This is a genomic window from Bradyrhizobium ontarionense, from assembly GCF_021088345.1.
GTDB lineage: Bacteria > Pseudomonadota > Alphaproteobacteria > Rhizobiales > Xanthobacteraceae > Bradyrhizobium > Bradyrhizobium ontarionense.
The window spans coordinates 5,136,535-5,161,765 of the sequence record NZ_CP088156.1; the positions used below are offsets into that span (position 1 = coordinate 5,136,535).

Consider the following 25,231-nt stretch of genomic DNA (forward strand, 5'->3'; position numbering starts at 1 on the left):
CGATGCGAGGCGCTTCTACCCCAACGCAACGGCCGTGCCAACTGCCGCAAGCATGTTCCCGCCGCCTATCCTTAAGATCGTCGGAGCATGGCAGCCCGAAGGCACCGAAACCCGGCTCCGTCATCGCACCCCATCGTTGCCATGGCGTGACGCCGCGTTCGCCGCCGCCAAGCGCTTGATCAGGAACCGTTTTCCTGCCTGCTCGCGACGACCCGGGACGGGCTTCGGTGGAATTACGGCTTCACTGCGGGCGGATCGACCCAGCCGATGTTGCCGTCGGCACGGCGGTAGATGATGTTGACCCGGCCGCTGGAGCCGTGCTGGAAAACCATGCAGGGAGCCCCGGAAAGATCCAGTTCCAGCACCGCTTCGGACACCGAGAGTCGCTTCAGCGCGGTGGTGTTCTCGGCGATGATCACGGGGCTGTAGCCGGTGATCTCCTCGTCGCCTTCGGCGGGCGCCTCGATCACATAGCTCGGCGCATCCAGCAGCGCGCCGTCGAAGCCGGCGAGCGCGGCATTGGCCGCATGGGACTTGCGCCCCGAGCGATCCTTGAGCCGGCTCTTGTAGCGGCGCAGGCGCTTCTCGATCATCAGCAGCGCCTGGTCGGCGCTCGCATAGGCATCCGGCGCGTTCGATTCGGCTTCGAGGGTGATTCCCGAATCAAGGTGCAGTGCGCAATCGGTCTTGAACCCGAAGCCATCCTTGGAGAGCGTGACGTGGCCGGAATAGTTGCCATCGAAATACTTGCGCAGCACCTCGTCGGTGCGCTCGCTGACGCGCCCACGCAGCGCTTCGCTGACGCTGATGCTCTTTCCGGAAATCCGCAGGGTCATTTGCCGCCTCGATCAATGGGTACCGAGGGCGGAGACTAATCCGATTTGGTTAAGGCGCAATCTTGCGGCGCGGTCAAACTGACGCGGTATCCCGGGTGCGGTCGATGCTGGTGGGCGCCGACATGGCGTGCGCCAGCATGCTCTGCTTGTCGCGGCGGCGTTGCACCGAGGACGGGATGCGCATCGCTTCCCGGTATTTCGCGACCGTACGGCGGGCAATGTCGATACCGGCGGCGCGCAGCTTCTCGACGATCGTGTCGTCCGATAGAATTGCGGAGGGTTCTTCCGCATCGATCAGCTGCTTGATGTGGTGACGCACCGCCTCCGCCGAATGCGCCTCGCCGCCATCGGCCGATGCGATCGAGGCCGTGAAGAAATATTTCAACTCGAAAGTGCCGCGATTGGTCGCCATGTATTTGTTGGCGGTCACGCGCGACACCGTCGATTCGTGCATCTGGATCGCATCCGCAACGGCCTTCAGGTTCAGCGGCCGCAGATGCGCGACACCGTGGGTGAAGAAGCCGTCCTGCTGGCGCACGATCTCGGTCGCGACCTTGAGGATGGTGCGCGCGCGCTGGTCGAGCGCACGCACGAGCCACGTCGCGTTCTGCAGGCAGTCGGTGAAGTAGGACTTGTCGCCGTCCTTGCGGATCGTCTTCGACAGCTCGGAATAATAGACCTGGTTCACCAGGACGCGCGGCAGCGTGTCGCTGTTGAGCTCGACCAGCCAGCCGCCGTCTGGACCGGGGCGCACATACACATCCGGCACCATGGTCTGCGTGCGCGTGGTGCCGAACTTCAGCCCCGGCTTCGGATCGAGCCTTCGGATCTCGCCGATCATGTCGATGAGATCCTCGTCGTCGACGCCGCACAGCTTGCGCAGGCCACCGAAATCGCGCTTGGCAAGGAGATCGAGATGCTCGATCAGCGCCTGCATCGCCGGATCGTAGCGGTCGAGCTCGCGCAGCTGGTTCGCGAGGCATTCGCTTAAGTTGCGCGCGCAGATACCGGGCGGATCGAAGGTCTGCAGCACGCCCAGCACCGCCTCGACATCGGCCTGCTCGGCCCCGAGCCGTTCGGCGGCCTGGCCGAGATCGGCCGGCAGATAGCCGGCATCGTCGACGAGATCGATCAGGTACTGGCCGATCATGCGGTCGGCCGGCGCCGTGAAGGCCACCGCCGCCTGCTCGGCGAGGTGGTCCGACAGCGTCGTCTCGGCCGCGACGAAGGCTTCGAGATTGTAGTCCTCGTCGCCCGAGGCGCCGCCGCCCCATTCGGTGTAGGTGGTCGGCGCGGCGTCCTGCGCCGTGCGCGCAGCGGCTTCGGCGGGCTCCTCGGAGAACACGTTGTCGAGCCCGGTGTCGAGCGTCTGTTCGATCTCCGTACGACTACCGAGATCGCGGCTCATCCAGTCTTCCTGGGCCGGCTCGTAGTTCTCGCCCGTGCTGCCGCCGCCGCCGCTGTCGCCGAAATCGTCGCCCGAGGGCTCGCTGTCGGGATATTCGGCGCGTTCCGACATCTGCTGCTCGCCGGCCACCGGCTGCTCCGGACCGTCGGCGGCGCGCTCCAGCAGCGGGTTGCGCTCGAGCTCCTCTTCGACGAACGTGGAGAGGTCGAGATTGGACAGCTGCAGCAACTTGATCGCCTGCATCAGCTGCGGCGTCATCACCAGCGACTGCGACTGGCGGAATTCTAATCTCTGCGTCAACGCCATGGGAGCAAGAACATTCCCTTACTGGTCCAATTCTTGCTTATCCCAATCTGCGCGTGATGTACACGGCTTGACGAATAAGAAAAACGGAGTATGGCGCGCCAAGAAGACGAGGTTACCGGTCCTCGCAAACCTGCTGGGAAACAGCATCGATCGCAGCGTTTCCATCGCCTGTCGCAGCTGCGACAAAAGCCGACAAACGCCGCGTCCGCAATCCTACAGCCGGAATTCCTCGCCGAGATAGAGCCTTCGCACGTCGGGATCGGCGACGATCTCCTCGGGGCTGCCTTCGGTGAGAATCTGCCCGGCATAGACGATGTAGGCGCGATCGGTGAGGCCGAGCGTCTCGCGGACGTTATGATCGGTGATCAGCACGCCGATGCCGCGATTGGTGAGATGGCGCACCAGCTGCTGAATGTCACCGACGGCGATCGGATCGATGCCGGCGAACGGCTCGTCGAGCAGCATGTAGTTCGGGCGCGTCGCGAGCGCGCGCGCGATCTCGACGCGGCGGCGCTCGCCGCCCGACAGCGCGATCGCCGGCGACTTGCGCAGCCGCGTGATGGTGAACTCCTCGAGCAGCGCATCGAGCTCGCGCTCGCGCTTCTTGCGCGACGGCTCGACGACCTCGAGCACGGCGCGGATGTTCTGCTCGACGGTGAGGCCGCGGAAGATCGAGGCCTCCTGCGGCAGATAGCCGATGCCGAGCCGCGCGCGCTGATACATCGGCAGCCGCGTGACATCGTGGCCGTCGAGCTCGATCGCGCCGCGATCGGCCTTGATCAGGCCGGTGATCATGTAGAACACGGTGGTCTTGCCGGCGCCGTTCGGCCCGAGCAGGCCGACGGCCTCGCCGCGGCGAACATAGATGGAGACGCCGCGGACGACCTGGCGGCTGCCAAAACTCTTCTCGATCGAATGCACCGCCAGAAAGCCCGGCCGGCGCAACAGCTGCGGGGCGCCACTGCCATTGCTGCGCGGTTTCGGCGCGGACGTCGACGGCCGCGGCGGCTTACGCTGGATCTGCTCGGTATTCTGCGGCGAGCGCGGATTGATGCGCGTCGTCGGCAGCTCGCGAACGGAGTCGGCAAGCGTAGCGAGCGGATCCTCCATCGACGTGATGTCGTCGGGCCGTCGCGCAAAACTCTGCTGGCCGCGCTTGGCGGGACGCCGACGAAACATGCCGAGTAGATCCACCATCCCCGCTTCGCTTACGCCCTTCGGAGCTGCCCGTCACCGACCGTGCCGGTTCGCCCGCTGCAGCCTGTCGGGACGAGGAGCGTCCCGCGTTAGATAGAGGCAGCCGCAGCCCGGTTCAACTGGAGCCGGCGCTGATTCGCTAATTAATTGAAGTCACTTCGGTTTGTTCGCGCCAGGCGACAGCGGCGAGCCGCCGCCACCGGGTGCGGCGCCGGTCGATGATCCGCAGCCGCCCGGGCCGGTGGAGCCCTGCGGCAGCAGCGCCTGCACCTTGCCGCTGTCGGATTCGACCCGCGACACCCCCGTCGTCATGTCGACCATCAGGCGGTCGCCGCGCAGCACGTTCTTGCACTGGGTCAGCACGACGCCGCCCTGCATGGTGATCTGGTTGGTCTTGGTGTCGAACACCGCGGTCTCGCCGGTGACGACCTGCTCCTTCTGGGTGACGGTGACGCCGCCGCGCGCCTCCAGCCGCCGGATCGACGAGCTGCCGTCTGGCCCCGGCGTCGCCGACTGGATCGTCTTCGTCGGCTTCGCGCCGGCCTGGGAGCCGCCGTCATAGAACACGACCAGCGATTTCGACGTCATCGTGGTGTCGCCCTGCACGACCTTCACATTGCCGGAGAAGGTCGCCTCCTTCTTCTTGTCGCGCATCTCCAGCGACGCCGCCTCGATCTGGATCGGCTGGTCGCGGTTCTGCGAGAAACCCTGCAGCGCATTGGGCACGCCGGTGGTGGCGCTCTGCGCCCGCAGCGCGCTGCCCGTACCGGCCAGCGCGACCGTGGTCAGCGCAGCGAAGCCGGCGGCGCGAATCGCCGCGGGAATGAAACGGCACGTCGTCATGGGCTCACTTCGCATTGCGGGCCGGCCGGCCCGGATCGGCGCTCGCCGTCGTGGTCGGGGCGGCGTTCATGTTGTCGAGATTCATCACGACATTGCCTTCGAAGCGCACCACCTCGCCATTGTCCAGAATGCGCAGGCGGTCCGCCGAGAGCGTGCCGTTGGTGAGCTTGACGTCGACATGCTCGTCGGAGCTCACGGTGCCCTTGGCCATGTCCACCGAGGCGTGGCTCAGGCGCGCCTCGTAGCCGGTCGAGGTCGTCAGCAGGATGTCCTTGTTCAGCTCCAGCTGCTGCTGCTTGGTGTCGAACACGCCGGTCTTCGCGTTCAGCGTCACCGTCGACTTGTCCTCCATCAGCACCTTGGCGCGGAGAATGTTGAGCTCGACATGATCGGGATCGGTGAGGTCCTGCACGGCGCTGTTGGCGACGAGGTCATAGGGTCGCTGGTCCGGCGTGAAGCCGGTCAGATGCGGCGTCTCCATCGTGATCTTGCGGCCGGAGACGACGACGTTGCCGGTCAGATTGCCGGTGTCGACCGCGACCCGGAAATCGTTGAAGAACGCGACGTAGAGAACGACGGTCATCGCCAGCGCGACCGCCGCGGGCACCGCGATCCGCAGCGTGCGCACCAAGCGGCTGTGGCGCGCCGCAACTGCAAAGCGCGCCTGCAGACCGGGATCATAGACTGGGTTGTGGACCGAGTTCACCGAGGCTCCAAGGCGCGGGGACAGGCGCGCGACAGGCGCGAGACCGAACCCATTCTACCATGGGCACGCCGGCCATTGCAGCCCGGAACTGGCGCGAATCGCAGGCCACCTGCGATCATTAAGAGAGATTAATGATCGTGAACGGCGAATGTCCCGTCCTCACGAATGCGCAAAGATGTCCTCGGCCTCGAAACCGCCCAGATCGAGGGTGGCCCGGTGCGGCAGGAACGCGAAACAGGCCTGCGCCAGCGCCAGCCGGCCCTCGCGCGCCAGCATCACGTCGAGCTTCTCGCGCAAGGCATGCAGATGCAGCACATCGGAGGCGGCATAGGCGAGCTGCGGCTCGGTCAACGCGTCGGCGCCCCAGTCGCTCGACTGCTGCTGCTTGGAGAGATCGACATTGAGCAGCTCGCGCACCAGATCCTTGAGGCCATGGCGGTCGGTATAGGTGCGCGCCAGCCGCGAGGCGATCTTGGTGCAGTAGACCGGCTGCGGCATCACGCCGAAGGTATGAAACAGCGTCGCGACGTCGAACCGCGCGAAATGGAAGATCTTGGTGACGGCGGGATTGCCGAGCAGCGCCTTCAGGTTCGGCGAATCGGTGTGCCCCTTGGGGATCTGCACCACGTCGGCCGAGCCGTCGCCGGGCGACAGCTGCACCACGCACAACCGGTCGCGGTGCGGATTGAGCCCCATGGTCTCGGTGTCGATCGCCACCGAAGTCGTGTAGCGGGAGAGATCGGGCAGGTCGCCGCGGTGCAGGCGTACGGTCATGACGATAAACCTCGGTCGAATTCGGTGTCGGACGCGACGGGCCGGGGCATCGCCGCATGAAGCGCTCGGAAAACCGGACTTAAGCCCGGTACTGGTAACCATCCGGCAAACGCGCCGGGCCGGCGCGGGGATCAGCCGAGGGAATGCCAGCCCGGCCGCCCGGACGCAAGCCCGGGGACAGACGCGCGCCGTGCGCGCACCCTTTGTTTCAAGCAGGACCGCGCGGCGATGCCGATCTTGCGGCGGTCGCCGGAGCCGTCCGTTCGATGCGCGCGAGCTGGTCTGATACGGCAACACGATTGATCTCTCTAGCGAACCGCTTCACCGCTTGTACCTAGATATCAAGTGCAGCCCCATTCACCCTGAGCCATTCCTTCCGCTCCTTGTACCGCGGCAGTACCTTGTCTACCTCGTTCCAAAAGGCGTCCGAATGATCGCGGTACCGCAGATGGCAGAGTTCGTGCACCACGATGTAGTCGATCACGCTCTGCGGCGCCATCAGGGTCTTCCAATGGAAGTTCAGTGCGCCACCCACGCCGCATGAGGCCCAATAGTAGCCTAGTTCCTTTACGGCAACCTCACCAGGTTCTACACCGACCAGTGGCCCAAGGCTCTGAACCCGCTCCGGGAAAACCTGGAGTCCCTTTTCGATGTAGAAATCTCGGAACGCCTTGCGCGCGGCCGGCTCGCCCTCTTTCCTTACGAAAGCCTCGGACAACTCCCAGCGTCCGTTCTTGAGACGTAGCGGAACGTCGGCATCGGCGACGAACTTCAATCGATAGGATCGACCGAGATAGGCGAATCCCTGCCCCTGAACCAGCGGGCGATGTCTCCGGCTCGAATTCAGCTCTTCCCATTCCGCAAGGGAACGATGGACCCAAAGCGCTCGATCTGAGACGGCCTGGAGCACCGTTTCGTCATCAACTCCAGTGGGCGCGCGAACAATCACGTCGCCCGAACGCTCGATTACGATGTCCGCGGTCTTTCGCTCGCTACGGATCAGGGTGAACTCAATATCCTGGGCGCACATTTTCATTACCGGAGCAACTCTTCGTGGCGTTTCTCGGCGAGCTTGGTCAATTCAACGGCGATACGCTGATGGTGATCCTGAACCGGGCCGATACCAGAGACCATCAGCTCGGTATCGATCGTTGCTCTGAGACGGCGCACCTGGTCTGGCTTGCGCCAGAAATCGACGATTGAAATGGATTCACGAATGACCCCGACCAGCCGGGCAGAGAGTGCATCCAGCAGAGTCGCCTCCTCAACCGAAAGTGCGGCTCCATCGCTAATGAGGTCGGAGAGGTTTTCACGGAATACGAGCACTTCGGGTGGGTGCTCCGATATCGCCTTGCCCCGCCCCGCCCGGATTTCCGACCGCAGCTCCTCATAGTGCTCGGCCAAAGATTTCCAATCCTCGCCATGTTTAGCGATGAGCGTGTCGAGCTTCTCGCTCATCCGCTTGAAAAACGCCGGGTCCTCGTCAAAATGGATGGTGCAGTGCTTGCGGATGGCGTGCTCCATCTCGCTGGCCTTCGCCCGCGAACTTCCCTGCGCGTGCCCCGTCACCTGCGCAACGAAGTCCGGGTCCAGCAGCTCGACGGGCGGGATTTTGGGATCGACACCCAGCTCAATCAGATGCTTGTTGATCAGCGCGGAAACCTTTTCGCCAACGCCAGCAAAATCAATGGATTCGTCCTTGAATCGCTCTTTTGTCATCCGCATCAGATAGCCCAGCCGCCTGGCCGGCCCACGGTATTGCTGCGCGGCTGTGCCCGGCAGAATGAGGTCGAGGCTCATCAGAAACTTCTTGAGATAGACCTCGAAATCGGCTCGCGCCTTGATCGGTTCAAGGGCGTCCACTGCCTTGTGGACCACACGAATCTCCTCCTCAGAACTGCCGAGTGTGCCGGTGAGGAAGGGCTCTATGTCATGCACACCCAGCGCCTGGAAATGCTGGAACAGTCGGCGGTAACGTTCCTCCAGAATGGGCAGCTCAGACGTCAGATTCTTCAGCCCGGCCTGGAGGTCCGCAATGTCCTCGCTCGCGTAGATCCTGAGTGCGTCGGTGAGATGGTTGGCCAGGCCGATGTAGTCGACGATGAACCCGCGCTGCTTGCCCTGGGTAACGCGGTTCACGCGAGCGATCGCCTGCAGCAGGTTATGTTCCTTCAGCCGCTTGTCGATGTACATGACCTGCTCGATCGGCGCGTCGAAGCCGGTCAGCAGCATGTCGCATACGACGAGGAAAGCGATGCCGGAGTTGGCCTTGTCATAGTCGTCGAGATTGAACGGCTTGCAGAAATTCTCAACCGCGTTCCAGTCGCGCGCCTCTTTGCGGGCCTCGGTGATTTCTGCCAGCTCGTTGGTCGCGTCGGACGACACCACCACCGCCACCTTGAGGAAGGCAACCCGGCGGATCAGATCCGTGTCGGGTTTCGGTTTTGCACGCTCCGCCTCCAGCCGTTGCTGCAAAGCCTTGCGCAAGGCGCGCTGGTATCGCACCGCCGCAAGCTTGGAATGGCAGACGACCTGCGCCTTGAACCCGTTGGGCAGAATGTTCTCGATGTAGTGGCGGACCAGATCTTGGGCGATGGCGCCGATGCGGTTTTCCGCTTCCAGGATATCGCCGGTGGCTCCATATTTCTTCTTGATGGCAAGCAGATCTTCGGCCGAGCGGTCGGCGAAGAGATCCTCGAACGCCGCGTCGAACTCGGCCTTGTCTCGCAGGGCGGTATTGGCCGTGCGGCCTTCGTAGAGGATTTGCAGGGTTGCCCCGTCCTCCACCGAATCCATCAGCTTGTAGGTGTCGATGTATTCGCCGAACCGTTTCACGGTCTGTCGGCCGCCATGCCGCTCGGTGATCAGCGGGGTGCCGGTGAAGGCGATTCGGGCGGCATTGGGGAACGCCTCGAACAGATTATCCCCCATGTCGGACCCCTGCGTGCGGTGCGCCTCGTCCACCATGATGAGGATGCGCGGGGAATCGTTGACGACGCCAAAAGTCTCGGCGCTAGGGGGCGGGGCATAGCGCCCCAGCTTTTCGCGCAGTCCCTCGGGCAGATCGTCTTTCGACTCGACGAATTTGTGAACCATCACCATGTTCACGTCGGAAGCGGGAGAAGCGAGCACGTCGCGCACGGCGGCGCGACTGTCGACCAGATTGATCTTCCCCCCGATCAGCTTGGCAGTACCGGAGAGCTGGTCTTCCAGATCGGCCCGATCCACCACCATGAGGATCTTGATGTCGTTGAGGTCACGGCTAGCGCGCAACATCCGGCCGACGAAGACCATAGTGAGCGACTTGCCCGACCCCTGAGTGTGCCAGACGACGCCACTGCGCTCCATCGGCGTCTCGCCGGTGCGCAGCCGCTCGACGATGCGACGAGCGGCGCGGTGCTGCTGATAACGGGCAAGCACCTTCACCCGCTTGCCGTTGGGCAGGTCCATGAACACCGAGCAGGTACGCAGCATGTCCAGGAGGCAATGCGGGTTGAGCAGCCCCTGGACCAGCTCTTCCTGCGCGCGGACCTCACCCAGCGGTGGTGAGATCGCGGCAAGCTGCTCCGGCCAGATGTTGCGCCAGCCGTAGAAGTGCTCGGGAGCGGAACTAATGGTGCCGAACTCCGCCGCCTCGCCACAGGTTCGGATCACGGCCAAGTTGGGATAGAACAGTTTCGGCTCGCCTTCGCGCAGCCCGGCGCGGGCGGTTTCCGGGCGGGCGTCGCGATAGCGCTGCAATTGCACGAAGGCCTCGTGCATCGGGTTCGCGGTGTTGGCGTCGCCGATCTTGGCCTCGATCACTACCAGCGGCAGGCCATTCACGAACAGCACCACGTCGGGGATGATAAAGCCCTTCGCGCACCCCGGTGTATCGACGCGGAACTGGTTGATGGCGTGGAAGCGGTTGCGCTCCGGGTCGGCGAAGTCGATCAGGCGAACGGTCGGGTCCGTCTCGCCAGTCAGTTCGTTGCGGTCCACCTGCGCCTTGAAGAGTAGCGCCTGAACCGCCTCGTTCGCATCGAGTAGGCCCTTGCCTGGTTGACGGAAAATATCGTCGATGAGCCCCGCCAAGTGTCGTTCGGTTAGCCACTGGCGGCCGTCCGGCAGGGGATTCAGCGCGCAAATACAGTCGCGGAACACCTTTGGAAGGATCAGGTCGCGAAAGCTCGACCGCAGTGACAACGCAGGGGCCTGCGGGATCATATGACTGCCTTGGTCGATCACCGTCCAGCCGAGCCCAGCAAGCTGGGTCAGCAACGGCTTTTCAACGTGGGCGTATTCGCTCATTCTGCGGCAGCTTGAAGAAGAGGCGCGACGGAGATCTTGCCTGTAAGTAGGTCCTGCATCAAGCCAGATTTCTGGAGGCGGAGCTTTTCAAGGGCACGTTCCAATCCCAAGATATACTTGTCGGCGGCACTCAGGATCTGAATTATCCTCTTCTGCTCTGGTAGTTCTGGAAGCGGCACCACGAATTTTCTAAAGTGCTCAAGGTGAATGTGCTTCAGACCGGATCCAGCTGAGAGATACCCCAATTGGTTCTCGTAATATCTCGTCTGGAAGAACTCACACAGGAAAGCTGAACAGAGCAAGCTGGCGATTGGACGGAGCATCGCAACTGAAACGAATATGCTGAACTCTTCAACCGACTCATCAACCTGGCGCGCTACTCCCAGCGTCCCGTCCTTCGAGACCAGGACATCACCTGCTTTTGGATCCGCACGGATCTGAAAAATGCGGTGATCCTCAATCGAGATAAAGTTCCCCTGTCGGGTATCTATCCCTCTGCCGGCAGTTAGGCTCTTGACAGTAATGAAGGGTACCCCTTGTGGTACGTAAGTCGGCGTGTGGTGTACGCCATCCACAATTCGCGAAGTCAGGTCCGACAGTCGAACTGCGTCCCACCCATTGGGTAACCAGCCGAGTTCTGTCTCGTGGTAGAGGTGCGGAGCTTCCTCGCGATCTGGTCTGAGCTGACCATGTTTGTCAACGCCGCGCGTGAATAGGTCCTGCATCAGCCCAGCCCGGACCCGTTCCTGTTTGGCGATCAGCTTCTGCGTTACATCAATCTGAGCGTCGACCGCGCGCAGAATTTTCGAGATCGTTTTCTGTACTGAAATATCTGGAACTCTGACGCAATATTTATAGAGTTCGCTTCGTTTGATATGCTTCATGGTTGAGCCATGAGAGCCGCCAGCAAGCGCTTCCATATGGAAGTCAAGAAGTTGATAGAGGTAATCCTTGTCGACCCCGGGATTTGGTTGAACCTTAAATAAATGCTGGTTCAGCGCGGCCTTGCCGTGCTGCCATAATGCGACCTTGAGAGTTGCACTCCATGAGAAAATAAGATCGCCGTTATCGACGATGTTGTCTGAGGGAATAGGAGTCATACAGAAGTCGTAGTAGCCATCTGGATTGTTCAACTGCTCGATCCGAACAATTGGTAGCCCCTCCTCTCCCCAATGATGGGGCTTGAAGGCAAATCCATTTATGTATCGAGCTAAGCTAATGAGCGGCTTTTCGTCCCAGTTAGACATAACCAAGCGCTTTCAGATAGATGTTTAGCTCGACCGCCGCATTGTAGCGTTCGTCCTCGATGTTTCGTACTGTCAGTGCATATTTCTTGTGCAGATTGTCTACCGCCGCGGTCACCGCTCGCCGCTCGGCGTCAAGATAGGCATGGTAGGTTTCGAACAGGGTGCTGCGGAAGCGTATTAGTATCTGGCTGCGTGCAGCTTCCGGCGTGATCTTTTGACGTGCGGCGGCCACCAACTCCTCTCGCTTGGTCTCAGCCGTGCGCAGCTCCGCCTTTAACGCCTTCGCCTCATCCTCCAGCGCCTTGTGCGTTGCGAGCCGCCTGGAGATATCGGATAAACGGGACGCAATTCTCTCGCCCTCGCCGACGAGCTTGCTGAGTGGCGCGAGTAAGAACGGCTCGACCTGTGCTTCTTCAGCGATCGAAAGAGTACGGCGCGCGCCGTCGAGATCAGGCGCTGTCAGCGTACCGCCTATCCCGAAATCTGCCTTGCTCCAACCCCTCGGCCAATCATCGCGTCGCTCGATGGCGGATTTGATGATCTTCGCGGCGTCTTTGGCCTCCTTCACCAGGGCTTTGATTTCAGACTTGAAAGCCTTGTCCTCAGCCTTGAGCACAGCCCCCACGTCGCTGCCGAGGACGCCGGTCTCGTCCTCATCCTCATAGCCTTCTTCATCCGCGGCAGCGAAAAGCGCCTGTACCTCGTCGATGCGGGCGCGCTTGGTCGCCAGTTCCTCAATCAGCTCGGGAAACTCGCTTTGCATGATTTCGTCGTCGGGGATCAGTTCCGCGCCCCAGCCGCTCGCCGCCACCGATTTTAGGTCGGTCTTCAGCCCATCGACATAGCGCGCCATGGCGCCACGAATCTGAAAAGGGGTGAGCAGCGTCTCGCCGGAGAAGGATCGCGCGATGCTTTCCATCAGCGCTCGCCGGAGCGCGTAGACATTGTCCGCCCGCTCATTGCCGCTGGCGAGCATCCGCATCATCGGCTCAATGGAGTCCCACCAAGCCGCGAGCCGCTTCATGAGATCCTGATGTGAGCCCACCACACCTGGATGGGCCTTGATCAACTCGGCTATGTCGCGCCGTTTAGCAATAGTGGAGGCAAAATCGCAATAGGCCCTATCACTGCTGCGCTCGATGAAGAGAGAGCCGCGCAGGCCCACATAATTCCGCCAGAAGCGCTCCAGCGCATCGATTTCTGCGATTGGCACCCCCCCATGAATGTGCGCCCGCACGTCTTGCGGCTCGGGTGGCGGCGCGTTGTCGACATAGCGGCGAATGTTACAATCGTACTCTTCCGCCTTGATCTCAGCGATAGACACAACACGGGCATAGCCCGACACATCCTGTCGCCGGCGATAAACATCGACGATCTTTGACATGTCCTCGGGCCGCAGAAAATTTTGCGCTTTGCCCTCGCGATAGTCCCTGTCGGCGTTGATGAAGAGCACATCCTTGCGTTCGGCCGCATGCTCCTTGTTCATCACCAGGATGCAGGCGGTAATACCGGTCCCGTAGAACAGGCTGGGCGGCAGACCGATGACCGCATCGAGCCAGCCCTGTTTGATGAAAAGCTCCCGCGCCTCCTTCTCCTCGCCGCCGCGAAACAGCACGCCATGCGGCATCACGGTCGCCATGCGGCCATTGCTTTTGAGCACCGCCAGCATGTGCTGGACGAACATCAAGTCCGCCTTCTTGCCCTTTTCCGGCATCCATTTCACGAACCGGCCCTTGAACTCCATTTCGTTGGAACTGTAGCTCTGGCTGAACGGCGGATTGGCGAGCACCCGGTCGAAACGGGTCAGTTCGCCGTCCTCTGCTCTGTGCTGGGGCTTGGTCAGCGTGTTCTCCTGCCGGATGTCGGCCGACTGGATGTCATGCAAGATCATGTTCATCCGGCAGATGGACCAGGTCGTCCCCTGCGACTCCTGTCCGGCGAGCGAGAGGTTGTTCGGGTCGCCGCCATTGTCGCGGACATAGTCCCGCGACTGGATCAACATGCCGCCGGAACCAACGGTCGGGTCGTAGATGCTCATGCCCGGCTGCGGGTCAACGATCTCGACCATAGTGCGGACGACATCGGCGGGGGTATAGAATTCGCCCGCCTTCTTGCCGGCCGAATCGGCAAAGTACTTGATCAGGTATTCGTAGGCGGCGCCGAGCAGATCGGGGAACTCGAAATTCTCGTCACGTAGAGGGATTTTCTCGAATACTTGGATGAAGTCGACCAGCGTGTCGTCACTCAGCGTTCGCTGCCCGATCTTGCGATTGAAATTGATGTGCTCGAGCACGTCCTCAAGCTGCTCCTTATTGTGACGCTCAAGCTCGCCAAGCGCGGCATTGAGGCCATTTCCGACGTCCTGCTTCAGATGGCGGATCGTTGCCCAGCGCGATTCCGGGGGGACGTAGAAAGTGTACTGGTCACGGCTTTCCAGCAGCGCTTCGAGCCGGTCGCCATCAAGGCCACGAGCTCGCAGATCGATCGTCAACTTTTCGCGCTGCTGGTCGAACAGGTCGCTGCATCGCTTCAGGAACAGGACGCCGAAGATGTACTCCTTGTACTCCGAGGCATCCATGTTGCCGCGAAGCTCGTCGCACGCCTTGAAGAGCAGACTGGTGAGTTGGGAAAGGGTCAGTTTGGTCATGCTGACAGATGACACAAACCCCGCGCCCTTGTCGACATTCGAGCGGCGACCTAGGTGTGGGTTTACGATTATCATGCCAATCCAGAGCTTCGCTTCCTATCCTGAGCCCGTTCTCTCTGAACTGTCCGCCGTAATCGAGCCCGGCGAGCACGCCGACGATCCAATGCATGGCCATTGAAGGCGGCCTGCGCTCCGGCATACCACCCATCTCCAAACTGCCCGTCGTGCCACTCTGCTGCAGCCTTTGCGCTTGCACCGTCGGGCAAATCAGCTTCACATTTCCGCACGTCCCGTTGCCGCATGAGCAACTGTGCTGTTGAGGTAGGCCGGCGAGCGGCCGGCCTCAAGGCTGGCGCGAGACGCGCCCCCGCCTTCGGCGGCTGAAGGCCTTGACCCCGTCCGCTCGCCGTCCTGTTGGCTTGGCATGCGCTCGGTCGTGGACCGAGCGCGGCATGGCGCTCGATCAGCTCACCGCAACGCGTGGTGGCTTAGGATTCCACTTCTCACCGCGGGCGATCATCGTGTTGAGGATGATGATCAGCTTGCGCATGCAGGCGATGAGCGCAACTTTCGGCTCCTTGCCCTTGGCGGTGAGGCGCTCATAGTAGGCCTTGAGCACCGGATTATGCTGGGTCGCTGCGCCGAGGCAGGGAAGAAACAGGCTGTTTCTCACCCAGCGCCGGCCCCCCTTGATGTGGCGCTCGCCTCGGCGCTTGCCGCTGTCATCGTCGTAAGGAGCGACCCCGATCAGGGCGGCGGCGATCTCGTCGCTCACCTTGCCGAGCTCCGGCGCTCCTGCAATGAGGATCGCGGAGGTCGTGCCGGCAAGCCCTGGCACAGTTTCGATGATCTCGGCGCGCTTGGCAAACTCCGGTGTGGCCTTGACCTTGGCCGAGATCGCAGCCTCGAGCTTCGCAATCTGTGCAGCGAGCGTCTTCAACACCTGGGAATGGGCCTTCTGCGCCAATCCCGGCACGACATGTTCGTTCTGGTTCTGCAGACGGGTTTTCAGATCCATCAGGTTCTTGCGTGCTTTCACCAGTCCCGCCAGTTCCTCGCGGGCAGCATCGTAGGTCTGGCTCGGTGCGTCGTTGAACGTCTCGGCGAACCAGGCGATCATCTCCGCATCGATCGTGTCGTTCTTCGCCAGTCGACCGGCCGATAGGGCAAAGTTGCGAACCCGCTTGGGATCGACGATCCGCACCTCTATCCCGGCCTGGCGCAACACCTTGGCCCACTCGCGCTCATAACCGCCGCTGGCCTCCATGACGGCCTTGTTCACCTTGTGCTTGCGAAGCAAGGTCAACAGCTGGCGGTGCCCGTGCGGAGTGCTCGGGAACGTCTGCCGTAGTCCGAGGCTGCGAATGCAGCCGTCCACCTTGTCCTTGGCCACATCGATGCCAGCGACACCGTTTGCGATTTGTGTCATCATCCACTCCCTTCCTTGCCTTGTATGGGCTCGAGGCCCTTGCAACTGTTCGGGTTGAGGAAGATCACCGGAGCTGTCCCTCGCTCTGAAACAGGCTCTGCTGCGTTTGGGGCGTTACGGGCTCAGATCCAGCGACGGGCGGTTTTGCGAGAACCGCCCGTTCGCATATTCTGACAGACTTTCTGAACACAAGGGGCGTTTCGCGACCGTCACGGATCGTTGGCAGTGGGATGCGATGGGCGTGTGTTGCCGCAGCGTGGATCAGTCTGCGCGGACGAACGGCGATGCACGCACGGTCAAGTCGCGCGGTCCTGATATCCCGATGCTGATATCAAGCGGGTGACGATGCCTCAGCGCGTCGCGCTCGTGATGGTGGCCAACACGCCCGGTGCACCAGGGAGAACGCGAAGCAGCCGTTCAAACCATCGCGCGGGGAAGGCCGGGTCGTACCGGCTGAACCTGTGGTTCCTGCCCCGTGCATTCTTTCCGCACGGGGGCCACGGGCCTCAGCCGAGGCCCGGCCTTCCCTGCGCCCTCATGCAAACGAGGGCGGGACGCTCAGCAAGCCTCGGACGCCATCGGCGCCGCGAGATCGCGGAGTTGTGCCGCGCGCGCGACAAGTGCGCGAACAGCACTCCACGATCGCTGTTTGACAGGTCAAAGACGGGCCACGCCCCGCGGGCGGCCACGCATCACGGCTTCGGCAGCAGCTTGAGGCCGGGCGCCGGCTCCTTATAGTCGGCGGCCGACTTGCCCTCCTGCGGGATCTCGATCCAGCGATGGACGCCGTCCTCGCACTCCTGCACGACGGGGAAGTACACGGTCTTGCCCGGCGTGAGATCGTCGGTCAGGTACACCGACAGCACGAACTCATCGTAATAGTCGTTCGGCAGATTGCCGCTCCACGCCACCTCCTTGACGCCCTCGGTGACGCTGCCGTGGAACATGGCGTAGGGCTTGTCGTATTTCGCTTTGACGAGATCGAGCTGCCAGCCCGGCTTGGGCATCGGCTTGACGCCGACGACACCGTCGGGGATCCGCACGCGGATCCTGACCGTCGGCGAGGTGCCGCAGCCGTGGCCGACGCGAAACGTCGCCCGATAGGACGCGCCGATGGCGGCTTCGCCCTTGTCGAGGACGATGTGGGCGTGAGCGGCGGCACCGAGCGTTACGGCACTGAGCGCAGCGAACAGAGAAACTAATCGCATCTCGAAAGGTCCTTTTATGGGTGACCGCAGGCGGCGGCCGGTCGCGCGACCCTGCCCGGGTTGAAGCGGGCCGGCGCGGCGGTGTCAGTTCAAGCGATGAAGTTGGATGCGGCGACGGCATTGCCGCCGCGACGGGATGTGTCGATTCGAATCGGGACGCGGCGAGATCGCCCGGCGAACGCCGGTGACGCAGCGTCTCAGGCGATCAAAGGCGGGCCGCGCGACTGCCGCGGCTGATGGCCTTCGGACACGTCCGGCACCGCGCGCGGGAGCATGCGGTCCGCCCGCGCGGCAACCGGATCAAGCGCTGCTACGGGCTGGGGCGCGGGAAGCGTGCCGGCCTGGGCGGCAAAGACGCAGATGTCGCAACGCGCCCGATGCGTGTCCTGGACCGGCGCGGAGCCATCAGGGTCAGCCTGGTCCGACGGCGCGTGGTCCGACAGGCAGAGGGCCTGCGCATCGTCGGGGCCGAGCGGCAGGCTGGCTGCCGCCATGCGGGCGGCAAGCGCGGCCGTGGCCACGAGCTGAAACGCGAGCAGCAGCGCAAGCGCCATGGCGCCTGCCGCGGAAGACCTGCTGCTGCGTCGGTGCCTGCTCATCTCGGCCGTGCCCAATCTCGGGACGGAGGATAGGAACGAGGAATGATGAAAGTCGAGTCGAACGGCGTGCCGTCGCCGGGATTTCGGGTCGACCACGTCTGTCGGGCTGCGAGCCGGTCAGCGGGCCACTGCCGGCGGTGCAGTGATGTCGACCACTTGAAAGGGAGTGGTGCCCAGGAAAGGACTCGAACCTTCACGGCCGTTAAGCCACTGGCACCTGAAGCCAGCGCGTCTACCAATTCCGCCACCTGGGCATGGAGGCGCTGTGTACGGATCGGAAGCGGGCTTGTCAAACCGCTGAAACGACTTCCTGACGATTTTTCTATCGCCATGCGCAAAACACGGCCCACTTTTCCGCAGCGCGGACGATGGGCTATACAGCGGCGCAGGATGGCGGGCCGCGGGGTGCGAATCGCCTGACACGGCCCCTCTCGTCCGGGCGGACTGGCCGCCCGATGCAATCAGGAATCCTCCCATGGCATCGAATCTGGACACTCTCGTCACGGTCTTCGGCGGCTCCGGCTTCGTCGGGCGCAACGTGGTCCGGGCGCTGGCCAAGCGCGATTACCGCATCCGGGTCGCGGTGCGCCGGCCGGAGCTGGCCGGCCATCTGCAGCCGCTCGGCCGGGTCGGCCAGATCCACACCGTGCAGGCCAATCTGCGCTATCCCGAGTCGGTCGCGGCGGCGCTGCGCGACAGCCACGTCGCCATCAACCTGGTCGGCATTCTGACCGAGAGCGGCGCCCAGACCTTCGACGCCGTGCAGGGGGAAGGCGCCGCCACCGTGGCCAAGGCCGCGGCTGCCGCCGGCGCCCGCCTGGTGCATGTCTCGGCGATCGGCGCCGACGCCGAATCGGCCTCGAGCTATGCCCGCGCCAAGGCGGCCGGCGAGGCCGCCGCGCTGGCGGCGGTGCCGGAGGCGGTGATCATGCGCCCCTCGGTGGTGTTCGGCCCCGAGGACCAGTTCACCAACCGCTTCGCGGGCCTGGCCCGCATCGCGCCGTTCCTGCCGCTGATCGGCGGCGGCGAGACCAGGATGCAGCCGGTCTATGTCGGCGACGTCGCCACCGCCGTGGCGGACGCGGTCGAGGGCAAGGCGCGCGCTGGCGCGACCTATGAGCTCGGCGGCCCGGAGGTGCTGAGCTTCCGCGAGATCCTGAAGATCATCCTCGACATCACCGACCGCAACCGCGCCCTGCTGCCGCTGCCGTTCGGGCTCGCCAAGCTCCAGGCCGCGATCCTGCAGTTCGCGCCGGGGCCGCTGAAGCTGACGCCTGACCAGGTCGAGCTGCTGCGTCACGACAACGTGGTGTCGGAAGCGGCGAAGGCCGCGGGGCTGACCCTGCAGGGGCTCGGCATCACGCCGGATTCGCTCGAGGCGGTCGCCCCGCAATATCTCTGGCGCTTCCGTCCGTCGGGACAGTTCCAGCGCAAGAGCGCGTAAGGGGCACACCCGCCTCTCTACGTCATTGCGAGCGTAGCGAAGCAATCCAGACTGTCTCTGCGGAAAGAGTCTGGATTGCTTCGCTGCGCTCGCAATGACGAGCGGAGAGGGAGAGACTTACTTCCCCAGCGCCAGCGCGATCAGGCCGAGCGTGCCGACGATGACGCGCCACCAGGCGAACAGCACGAAGCCGTGGCGCGTGACGTAGCCGAGGAAGCCCTTCACCACGACCATCGCGGTGATGAAGGAGACGACGAAGCCGATGGCGATGAGACCGAGATGATCGGCCGTCATCTCGGCGCGGCTCTTGTAGAAGTCGTAGACGAAGGCGCCGACCATGGTCGGAATCGCCAGGAAGAACGAGAACTCCGCCGCCGAGCGCTTGTCGCCGCCGAGCAGCATCGCCGCCACGATGGTGGAGCCGGAGCGCGACACGCCGGGAATCATCGCAAGGCACTGCGCGACGCCGATCCACAGATACATCAGCAGCGGATAGCGCGTCGCGTCGTGCTCCCTGGGCTTGAGATCGATCTGGTCGACCCACAGCAGGATGGCGCCGCCGACGATCAGCGAGAAGCACACGATCCAGGGGTCGAACAGCAGCGCCTTGATGTATTTGCCGGCGATGAGGCCGATGACCACGGCGGGCAGGAAGGCGACCAGCACGCCGATGATGAAGCGGCGGTCATCCTGGTTGGTCAGGGCCCCGATCGCGACGCGCGACAGCTTGAAGAAGTACAGCGCGACGATGGCGAGGATCGCGCCGAGCTGGATCAGGATCGCGAAACTCTTCCAGAACCCGTCCTCGCCGAGCCCGAAGAAACGTTCCGCCAGCAGCAGATGGCCGGTCGAGGATACGGGAAGAAACTCGGTGACGCCCTCGACAATGCCGAGAAGCACCGCCCGCAGCGTATCTGACATCATTGATCCGATCCGTGATTGCCGGCAAAACGCCGCCCTTCTCGCCTATTCGGCCGCCGCCCGCAATTGCAAAAAACGAGAAGCGCGGCCACATCGCAGCGGTGAACCGAACGGCGGCCGTGGGCACGAATCAGCAAGGGGACGGCGCCGGATTGCGGCCGTCTACCCCGGTCGATGCCGGTCTGCGCCGCTGTCATTCGCGCATGCCCTGCCCTCGCCCCACTGCTTACACTTTTGCCGACCATGCGCTAATGGTCCGAATCGGAGGGTCAGATCGATAACGGACCTGATCAGCAGGCGGGACCGACCGGCTCGCAACTGAATGGTTGATGCTTCGTTAAGCGCAGTCGTCCTTCGGAAGTCAGAATCGTCAAAGGCTCCATGTACACGCTCTTCCACCACCCCTTCTGCCCGCATTCACGATTCGTCCGGCTGGTGCTCGGCGAATACGGGCTCGATCTGCGCCTGGTGGAGGAACGCGCCTGGGAGCGCCGCGAGGCGTTCCTCGTGCTCAATCCCGCCGGAACGACGCCCGTGCTCTCGGTCGAAGGCGTGCCGGCGGTGCCCGGCGTCGGCGTCATCGCCGAATTCCTCGACGAGACCTGCGGCCCTGAGATGGGCGACCGCCGGCTGATGCCGGCCACGGCCGCCGAGCGCATCGAGGTGCGCCGCCTGATGGCGTGGTTCAACGACAAGTTCTTCGAGGAGGCGTCGAACCTCCTGGTCACCGAGCGCATCTACAAGCGCTTCATGAACGAGGAGGATGGCGGCGGGCCGCCGTCGACCGACGTGATTCGCGCAGCCAAGACCAATGTGCGCTATCATCTGGCCTATATCGGCTGGCTGGCGCAGCGGCGCAATTTCCTGGCCGGCGACCGCCTGACCTATGCCGACCTCGCCGCCGCTGCGCATCTGTCGGCGATCGACTATCTGGGCGACGTGCCATGGATCGAGGACGACGCAGCGAAGGCGTGGTACGCGCGGGTGAAATCGCGCCCGTCGTTCCGGCCGCTGCTGAGCGACTGGCTGGCCGGCGTGCCGGCGTCGCGGACCTATGTGGATCTCGACTTCTGAGCCCGCATGACGGACCCGCGCCGGACGGTTTGAAGGCGGCACTGGCCGCCGAGGCGCTCAGGCTCGGCTTCGACACCATCGGCGTCGCCGCGCCGGTCGTGAGCACAGAGCGCGCCGCAGCGTTCGAGCGCTTCATCGCCGCGGGCCATCACGGCGACATGGACTGGCTGGCGCGCGAGCCGTCACGCCGCACCGATCCGACCACGCTGTGGTCGGATGTGCGCTCGGTGATCATGCTCGGCGTCAATTACGGGCCCGACGAGGATCCGCGCGCCATTCTCGCCGCGCGCAGCCGCGGCGCGATCTCGGTCTATGCCCGCGGCGACGACTATCACGACATCATCAAGAAGAACCTCAAGGCACTGGCGCGCTGGCTGGCCGCCCGCGCCGGCTGCGACGTCAAGGTGTTCGTCGATACCGCGGCCGTCATGGAGAAGCCGCTGGCTGAAGCGGCCGGCCTCGGCTGGCAGGGCAAGCACACCAACCTCGTATCGCGCGGCTTCGGGTCCTGGCTGTTCCTCGGCGCGATCTATACGACGCTCGATCTGCCCGCCGACGCCTCCGAGCAGGACCATTGCGGCTCTTGCCGGGCCTGTCTCGACGCCTGCCCGACTGCGGCCTTCCCGGCGCCTTACAGGCTCGACGCGCGGCGCTGCATTTCCTACCTCACGATCGAGAACAAGGGGCCGATCCCGCGCGAATTCCGCAAGGCCATCGGCAACCGCATCTATGGTTGCGACGACTGCCTCGCCGCCTGTCCCTGGAACAAATTCGCGCAGGAAGGCCGTGAGACGAAGCTGGCCGCTCGCGAGGCGCTGCGCGCGCCATCGCTCGCCGACCTCGCGGCGCTGGACGACGCGAGCTTTCGCGCGCTGTTTGCGAAGTCGCCGATCAAGCGCATCGGCCGCGACCGCTTCCTGCGCAACGTCCTGATCGCGATCGGCAACTCCGGCGATGCCACGCTGGCCCCCGCGGCGGAGCGGCTCGCGGCCGATCCGGACCCGCTGGTGCGCGGCGCGGCGGCATGGGCGCTGGCGCAGCTGCTCAGCCCCACGGCATTCGCGGCGCTGGCGGCAACGGCACTGGCCTCCGAAACGGATGAGAATGTCCGCGCGGAGTGGTGCGCGGGGAGCTGAGGCCGGACGCCTCAGCTCATCTCGCCGACCGCAGCCAGCATCCGCGCGATGTCCTGCGGCCGCGACAGCCGGTGGTCGCCGTCCTGGATCATGGTCAGCACAACATCATCGGCCGGCAACCGGTGCGCCAGCGCGAACGCGTGCTGCCAGGGCACGTCCGGGTCCTTTGCGCCCTGGAGGATGCGAACCGGACACCCGACATTGATGGCACTGCCGAGCAGCAGGTGGTTGCGGCCGTCCTCGATCAGCGCCCTGGTGATCGGATAGGGCTCGCCATAGTCCGACGGGCGCATCCAGACGCCGTTGGTCTCGATCTCCTGGCGGATCTCGGGCGAGAAGCCCTTCCACATCAGCTCCTCGGTGAAGTCGGGCGCCGGGGCGATCAGGACCAGGCCGGCGAGCGTTGCCTCGGCGGGCTGTCTGAGCAGCTCGCGCGCCAGCAGCAGCGCCATCCAGCCCCCCATCGAGGAGCCGATCGCGACCTGGGGCCCCCGGCAGACCTGGCGGAAGACGGCGACGCTCTCCTCCAGCCAGCGGCCGATGGTGCCGTCGACGAAGCGGCCGCCCGATTCGCCATGCCCCGAATAATCGAAGCGGACGCAGGCCCGGCCGTGCTCGGCCGCCCAGGCGTCCAGCGCCAGTGCCTTGGTGCCCTTCATGTCGGAGTTGAAGCCGCCAAGCCAGAACAGGCCGGGCGGGTTCCCTGCACGCGCCCGCACCACGATCCGGCGCGACAATTCACCCGCGCCGACGTCGAGGAAGGCGGGCGTACCGGCAATTTCTACAGCAGGGTTCATGGATCGTTACTCAGTTCCGAATGTTGTTTGGGCGAGCCGGCAGCGCGCGTCAATCTGATCTCCCAGATGCTTCTGCTTGCGAAACGGCCCCGCGCACTCTATGTCGCACCCGGAACCATCGCGGCCCTGAAATCGCGGATTTGATCGCCGTTTTCGGCCAGATGGTCTCTTTGGGGAAGCGCAAGGGGCTGACGATCGCGCCGAAGCCCTGCGCCTGCGAGGCAAAAGCCGCGACGGCCGGACGGAAATTCGACGGACCGGACGCCGGCGATCTTGCCCGCGCGGGCATCTTCCTTCAAACTAGCCGCCTTCTTCCACAACCTTGGAGAACTACCCATTCGCCGCCCCAATAGAGCCCCGCCCGCTGCCGTCAAAGACGGGCCGCGCACCAATGATGAAATTCGCAATGCGCAGATCCAGCTGATCGATTCGGAAGGCACCAATCTTGGTGTCACCGAGACCGTGATCGCGATCAAGATGGCCGCCGAAGCGGGCATGGATCTGGTCGAGATTTCGCCGAACAATACGCCTCCCGTCTGTAAGATCATGGACTACGGGAAGTACAAATATTCGGCGCAGAAGAAGGCTGCCGAGGCCCGCAAGAAGCAGAAGGTCGTCGAGATCAAGGAGATCAAACTCCGTCCGATGATCGATGATCACGACTACGACGTGAAGATGCGCGCAATGCAGCGTTTCTTCGAGGAAGGCGACAAGGTCAAGATCACGCTGCGCTATCGTGGCCGAGAAATGGCGCACCAGGAGATCGGCACCAAGCTGCTCGACAAGGTCAAGTCCGACGTGGCGGCGTTTGCCAAGGTCGAGCAGGACGCCAAGTTCGAGGGACGTCAGGTCGTGATGGTGCTGGCCCCGCGTTAGCTGCCGGATAACGACGCGTCCCACCGGGCCCGCCAGGCGTTTGGCGGGCTTTTTCTCGTCCTGGCAAGGGGAACGGGATCAGGACCGCGTCGCCTCCCACCGCCCACGGCAGGTGCCGGACGAACCTTTTCCACTCCAGACGCCGAAGCCCGAGGCGGCGCCGAGCCGGCCCGAGCCGCTGGCGTAGGAGCCGCCTTGCGACACGCGCACGGTGACGGCGCCGCCGCGGCCGACCGTTCCGGTGATGTTGGCCGTGCCGCTCGAGGTGACCCGGCCGCCGGCAATCTTCACCGGAAAGCTGTAGCCCTGGTCGCAATTGCCGGCCTGGGTGATGATCAGCACCGTCCACGCGCCGTCGAAGCCGGCCGCACGGGCAGGCTCTGCCGGCACGACGGCGAGGCCGGCCGTCAGCATGGTCGCGAGGGCGGCGGAGATGGCGGAGCGAATGGAGCGGGTCATGGTCGGTCCTGCGCTGGCTGTGGTCGGCTGACCATTGGTAGGGCTAGCTGATTCGGCGGTTCAGCGTTGCCAACGGAGAACTTCTCTGGCATAAGCCCGGCCTTCGTCGCCCGGCTGATCAAGGGCTGCCGTGGCGATGTTTCTGTGCGGGTGGGTCCGGGTTCGGACAGAAAACCTGAGCACATCCAACGCTCTAACGAGCATTTTCGCCTGATGGCGCCGCTTTCGCGGGCGGCTTGCCGTTGCGGCATCAAGGAGAGCCAAATGCCCAAGCTGAAGACCAAATCCGGCGCCAAAAAGCGCTTCAAGGTGACTGCCACCGGCAAAGTGATGCATGCCCAGCGCGGCAAGCGCCACGGCATGATCAAGCGGACGAAGAAGCAGATCCGTCAGCTGCGCGGTACCCGCGTGCTGTTCAAGACCGACGGCGACAACGTCAAGAAGTACTTCTTGCCGAACGCCTGATCGGCCTCTCGCTTCCGAAACCCGGCCGCGCCTGCCGCGGCTCATCGTCATCTTTGATCAAGGATTTCCGTCATGTCTCGCGTCAAACGCGGTGTGACTTCCCACGCCAAGCACAAGAAAGTCTTCAAGGCCGCCAAGGGTTATTTCGGCCGCCGCAAGAACACGATCCGCACCGCCAAGCAGGCCGTCGAGAAGGCCGGCCAGTACGCGTTCCGCGATCGCAAGCGCAAGAAGCGCACCTTCCGCGCGCTCTGGATCCAGCGCCTGAACGCCGCCGTGCGTCCGTTCGAGCTGAACTACAGCCGATTTATCGACGGCCTGTCCAAGTCCGGCATCACCGTCGACCGCAAGGTGCTGTCGGATCTCGCGATCAACGAGCCCGCCGCGTTCCAGGCGATCGTTGAGAAGGCCAAGGCGGCGCTCGCCGCCTGATCGCCTCTCCATCGCGAGGACTGCAAAGCGGCCGACGATCTCGGCCGCTTTTTGCTGTTCGGCGACATCGATCCTTTCGCTTGACCCCTGTCGCCCGCGCGGCGACAACCCAGCCGCCTTTTCCGCGGAGATTTTGA

General features: G+C 63.7%; 22 protein-coding genes and 1 tRNA gene. 6 read left to right on the forward strand and 17 right to left on the reverse strand.

Translation table 11 applies throughout. The features are described 5' to 3' along the window. Positions 1 to 233 precede the first annotated feature (233 nt). The 14 genes from hpf to LQG66_RS22780 form a co-directional block, all read right to left on the reverse strand. Complete coding sequence (gene hpf, locus LQG66_RS22715) at positions 234 to 836, reverse strand: ribosome hibernation-promoting factor, HPF/YfiA family (RefSeq protein WP_231317900.1); 603 nt, start codon at positions 834 to 836, stop codon at positions 234 to 236. A gap of 73 nt (positions 837 to 909) precedes the next feature. Beyond that, positions 910 to 2,550 (reverse strand): RNA polymerase factor sigma-54, encoded by a 1,641-nt coding sequence (gene rpoN / locus LQG66_RS22720; RefSeq protein WP_231317901.1) that lies wholly within the window; start codon positions 2,548 to 2,550, stop codon positions 910 to 912. A gap of 213 nt (positions 2,551 to 2,763) precedes the next feature. Further along, positions 2,764 to 3,747, reverse strand: a complete 984-nt coding sequence (gene lptB / locus LQG66_RS22725; RefSeq protein ID WP_231317902.1) for an LPS export ABC transporter ATP-binding protein — start codon at positions 3,745 to 3,747, stop codon at positions 2,764 to 2,766. 153 nt (positions 3,748 to 3,900) lie between these two features. Beyond that, positions 3,901 to 4,590 carry an LptA/OstA family protein gene (locus LQG66_RS22730; protein ID WP_231317903.1) on the reverse strand — a complete coding sequence of 230 codons (690 nt, stop codon included), beginning with the start codon at positions 4,588 to 4,590 and terminating at the stop codon, positions 3,901 to 3,903. Between the two features lie 4 nt (positions 4,591 to 4,594). Continuing rightward, positions 4,595 to 5,296, reverse strand: a complete 702-nt coding sequence (gene lptC / locus LQG66_RS22735; protein WP_231317904.1) for an LPS export ABC transporter periplasmic protein LptC — start codon at positions 5,294 to 5,296, stop codon at positions 4,595 to 4,597. A 159-nt stretch (positions 5,297 to 5,455) separates the two neighbouring features. Next, positions 5,456 to 6,070: a ribonuclease D gene (locus LQG66_RS22740; RefSeq protein WP_231317905.1), complete on the reverse strand. Its 615-nt coding sequence runs from the start codon at positions 6,068 to 6,070 to the stop codon at positions 5,456 to 5,458. A gap of 334 nt (positions 6,071 to 6,404) precedes the next feature. After that, on the reverse strand, positions 6,405 to 7,106 hold the full coding sequence (locus tag LQG66_RS22745) for a M48 family metallopeptidase (protein ID WP_231317906.1): 702 nt from the start codon (positions 7,104 to 7,106) through the stop codon (positions 6,405 to 6,407). Next, positions 7,106 to 10,360, reverse strand: coding sequence for a type I restriction endonuclease subunit R (locus tag LQG66_RS22750; protein ID WP_231317907.1), 3,255 nt, complete (start codon positions 10,358 to 10,360; stop codon positions 7,106 to 7,108). Before LQG66_RS22750 ends, LQG66_RS22745 begins: the two co-directional genes overlap by 1 nt. Then, complete coding sequence (locus LQG66_RS22755) at positions 10,357 to 11,607, reverse strand: restriction endonuclease subunit S (RefSeq protein WP_231317908.1); 1,251 nt, start codon at positions 11,605 to 11,607, stop codon at positions 10,357 to 10,359. The genes LQG66_RS22750 and LQG66_RS22755 overlap by 4 nt, the downstream gene beginning before the upstream one ends. Next, complete coding sequence (locus tag LQG66_RS22760) at positions 11,600 to 14,254, reverse strand: type I restriction-modification system subunit M (protein WP_231317909.1); 2,655 nt, start codon at positions 14,252 to 14,254, stop codon at positions 11,600 to 11,602. The genes LQG66_RS22755 and LQG66_RS22760 overlap by 8 nt, the downstream gene beginning before the upstream one ends. Before the next feature lie 463 nt (positions 14,255 to 14,717). Then, positions 14,718 to 15,683, reverse strand: coding sequence for an IS110 family RNA-guided transposase (locus LQG66_RS22765; RefSeq protein ID WP_231317910.1), 966 nt, complete (start codon positions 15,681 to 15,683; stop codon positions 14,718 to 14,720). Between the two features lie 692 nt (positions 15,684 to 16,375). Continuing rightward, positions 16,376 to 16,891, reverse strand: coding sequence for a YcnI family copper-binding membrane protein (locus LQG66_RS22770; RefSeq protein WP_231317911.1), 516 nt, complete (start codon positions 16,889 to 16,891; stop codon positions 16,376 to 16,378). Between the two features lie 197 nt (positions 16,892 to 17,088). After that, on the reverse strand, positions 17,089 to 17,445 hold the full coding sequence (locus LQG66_RS22775) for a DUF2946 family protein (RefSeq protein ID WP_231317912.1): 357 nt from the start codon (positions 17,443 to 17,445) through the stop codon (positions 17,089 to 17,091). Positions 17,446 to 17,657: 212 nt separating this feature from the next. Then, positions 17,658 to 17,744 (reverse strand) — tRNA-Leu (locus LQG66_RS22780). A 221-nt stretch (positions 17,745 to 17,965) separates the two neighbouring features. Between LQG66_RS22780 and LQG66_RS22785 the strand changes: the two genes are divergently transcribed. Next, positions 17,966 to 18,934 carry a complex I NDUFA9 subunit family protein gene (locus LQG66_RS22785; RefSeq protein WP_231317913.1) on the forward strand — a complete coding sequence of 323 codons (969 nt, stop codon included), beginning with the start codon at positions 17,966 to 17,968 and terminating at the stop codon, positions 18,932 to 18,934. Between the two features lie 117 nt (positions 18,935 to 19,051). On the opposite strand, the gene LQG66_RS22790 is transcribed toward LQG66_RS22785, so the two are convergent. Beyond that, positions 19,052 to 19,858, reverse strand: a complete 807-nt coding sequence (locus LQG66_RS22790) for an undecaprenyl-diphosphate phosphatase (RefSeq protein WP_231317914.1) — start codon at positions 19,856 to 19,858, stop codon at positions 19,052 to 19,054. A gap of 378 nt (positions 19,859 to 20,236) precedes the next feature. On the opposite strand from LQG66_RS22790, the gene LQG66_RS22795 reads away from it, so the two are divergent. Together LQG66_RS22795 and queG are read left to right on the forward strand one after the other, a co-directional pair. Further along, complete coding sequence (locus LQG66_RS22795) at positions 20,237 to 20,929, forward strand: glutathione S-transferase family protein (protein ID WP_231317915.1); 693 nt, start codon at positions 20,237 to 20,239, stop codon at positions 20,927 to 20,929. Then, positions 20,878 to 22,065: a tRNA epoxyqueuosine(34) reductase QueG gene (gene queG / locus LQG66_RS22800; protein ID WP_231327898.1), complete on the forward strand. Its 1,188-nt coding sequence runs from the start codon at positions 20,878 to 20,880 to the stop codon at positions 22,063 to 22,065. The genes LQG66_RS22795 and queG overlap by 52 nt, the downstream gene beginning before the upstream one ends. An 11-nt stretch (positions 22,066 to 22,076) precedes the next feature. Here the strand turns inward: queG and LQG66_RS22805 are convergent, their stop codons facing one another. Continuing rightward, positions 22,077 to 22,862 (reverse strand): alpha/beta hydrolase, encoded by a 786-nt coding sequence (locus LQG66_RS22805; protein WP_231317916.1) that lies wholly within the window; start codon positions 22,860 to 22,862, stop codon positions 22,077 to 22,079. A gap of 336 nt (positions 22,863 to 23,198) precedes the next feature. On the opposite strand from LQG66_RS22805, the gene infC reads away from it, so the two are divergent. Further along, positions 23,199 to 23,738, forward strand: a complete 540-nt coding sequence (gene infC / locus LQG66_RS22810) for a translation initiation factor IF-3 (RefSeq protein WP_231327899.1) — start codon at positions 23,199 to 23,201, stop codon at positions 23,736 to 23,738. Between the two features lie 78 nt (positions 23,739 to 23,816). On the opposite strand, the gene LQG66_RS22815 is transcribed toward infC, so the two are convergent. After that, positions 23,817 to 24,197 carry a hypothetical protein gene (locus tag LQG66_RS22815; protein ID WP_231317917.1) on the reverse strand — a complete coding sequence of 127 codons (381 nt, stop codon included), beginning with the start codon at positions 24,195 to 24,197 and terminating at the stop codon, positions 23,817 to 23,819. A gap of 264 nt (positions 24,198 to 24,461) precedes the next feature. On the opposite strand from LQG66_RS22815, the gene rpmI reads away from it, so the two are divergent. Both rpmI and rplT read left to right on the forward strand, forming a co-directional pair. After that, entirely contained in the window at positions 24,462 to 24,662 is a 201-nt protein-coding gene (gene rpmI / locus LQG66_RS22820) for a 50S ribosomal protein L35 (RefSeq protein WP_008539890.1), read from the forward strand. Between the two features lie 72 nt (positions 24,663 to 24,734). After that, positions 24,735 to 25,094: a 50S ribosomal protein L20 gene (gene rplT, locus LQG66_RS22825; protein ID WP_231317918.1), complete on the forward strand. Its 360-nt coding sequence runs from the start codon at positions 24,735 to 24,737 to the stop codon at positions 25,092 to 25,094. Positions 25,095 to 25,231 lie beyond the last annotated feature (137 nt).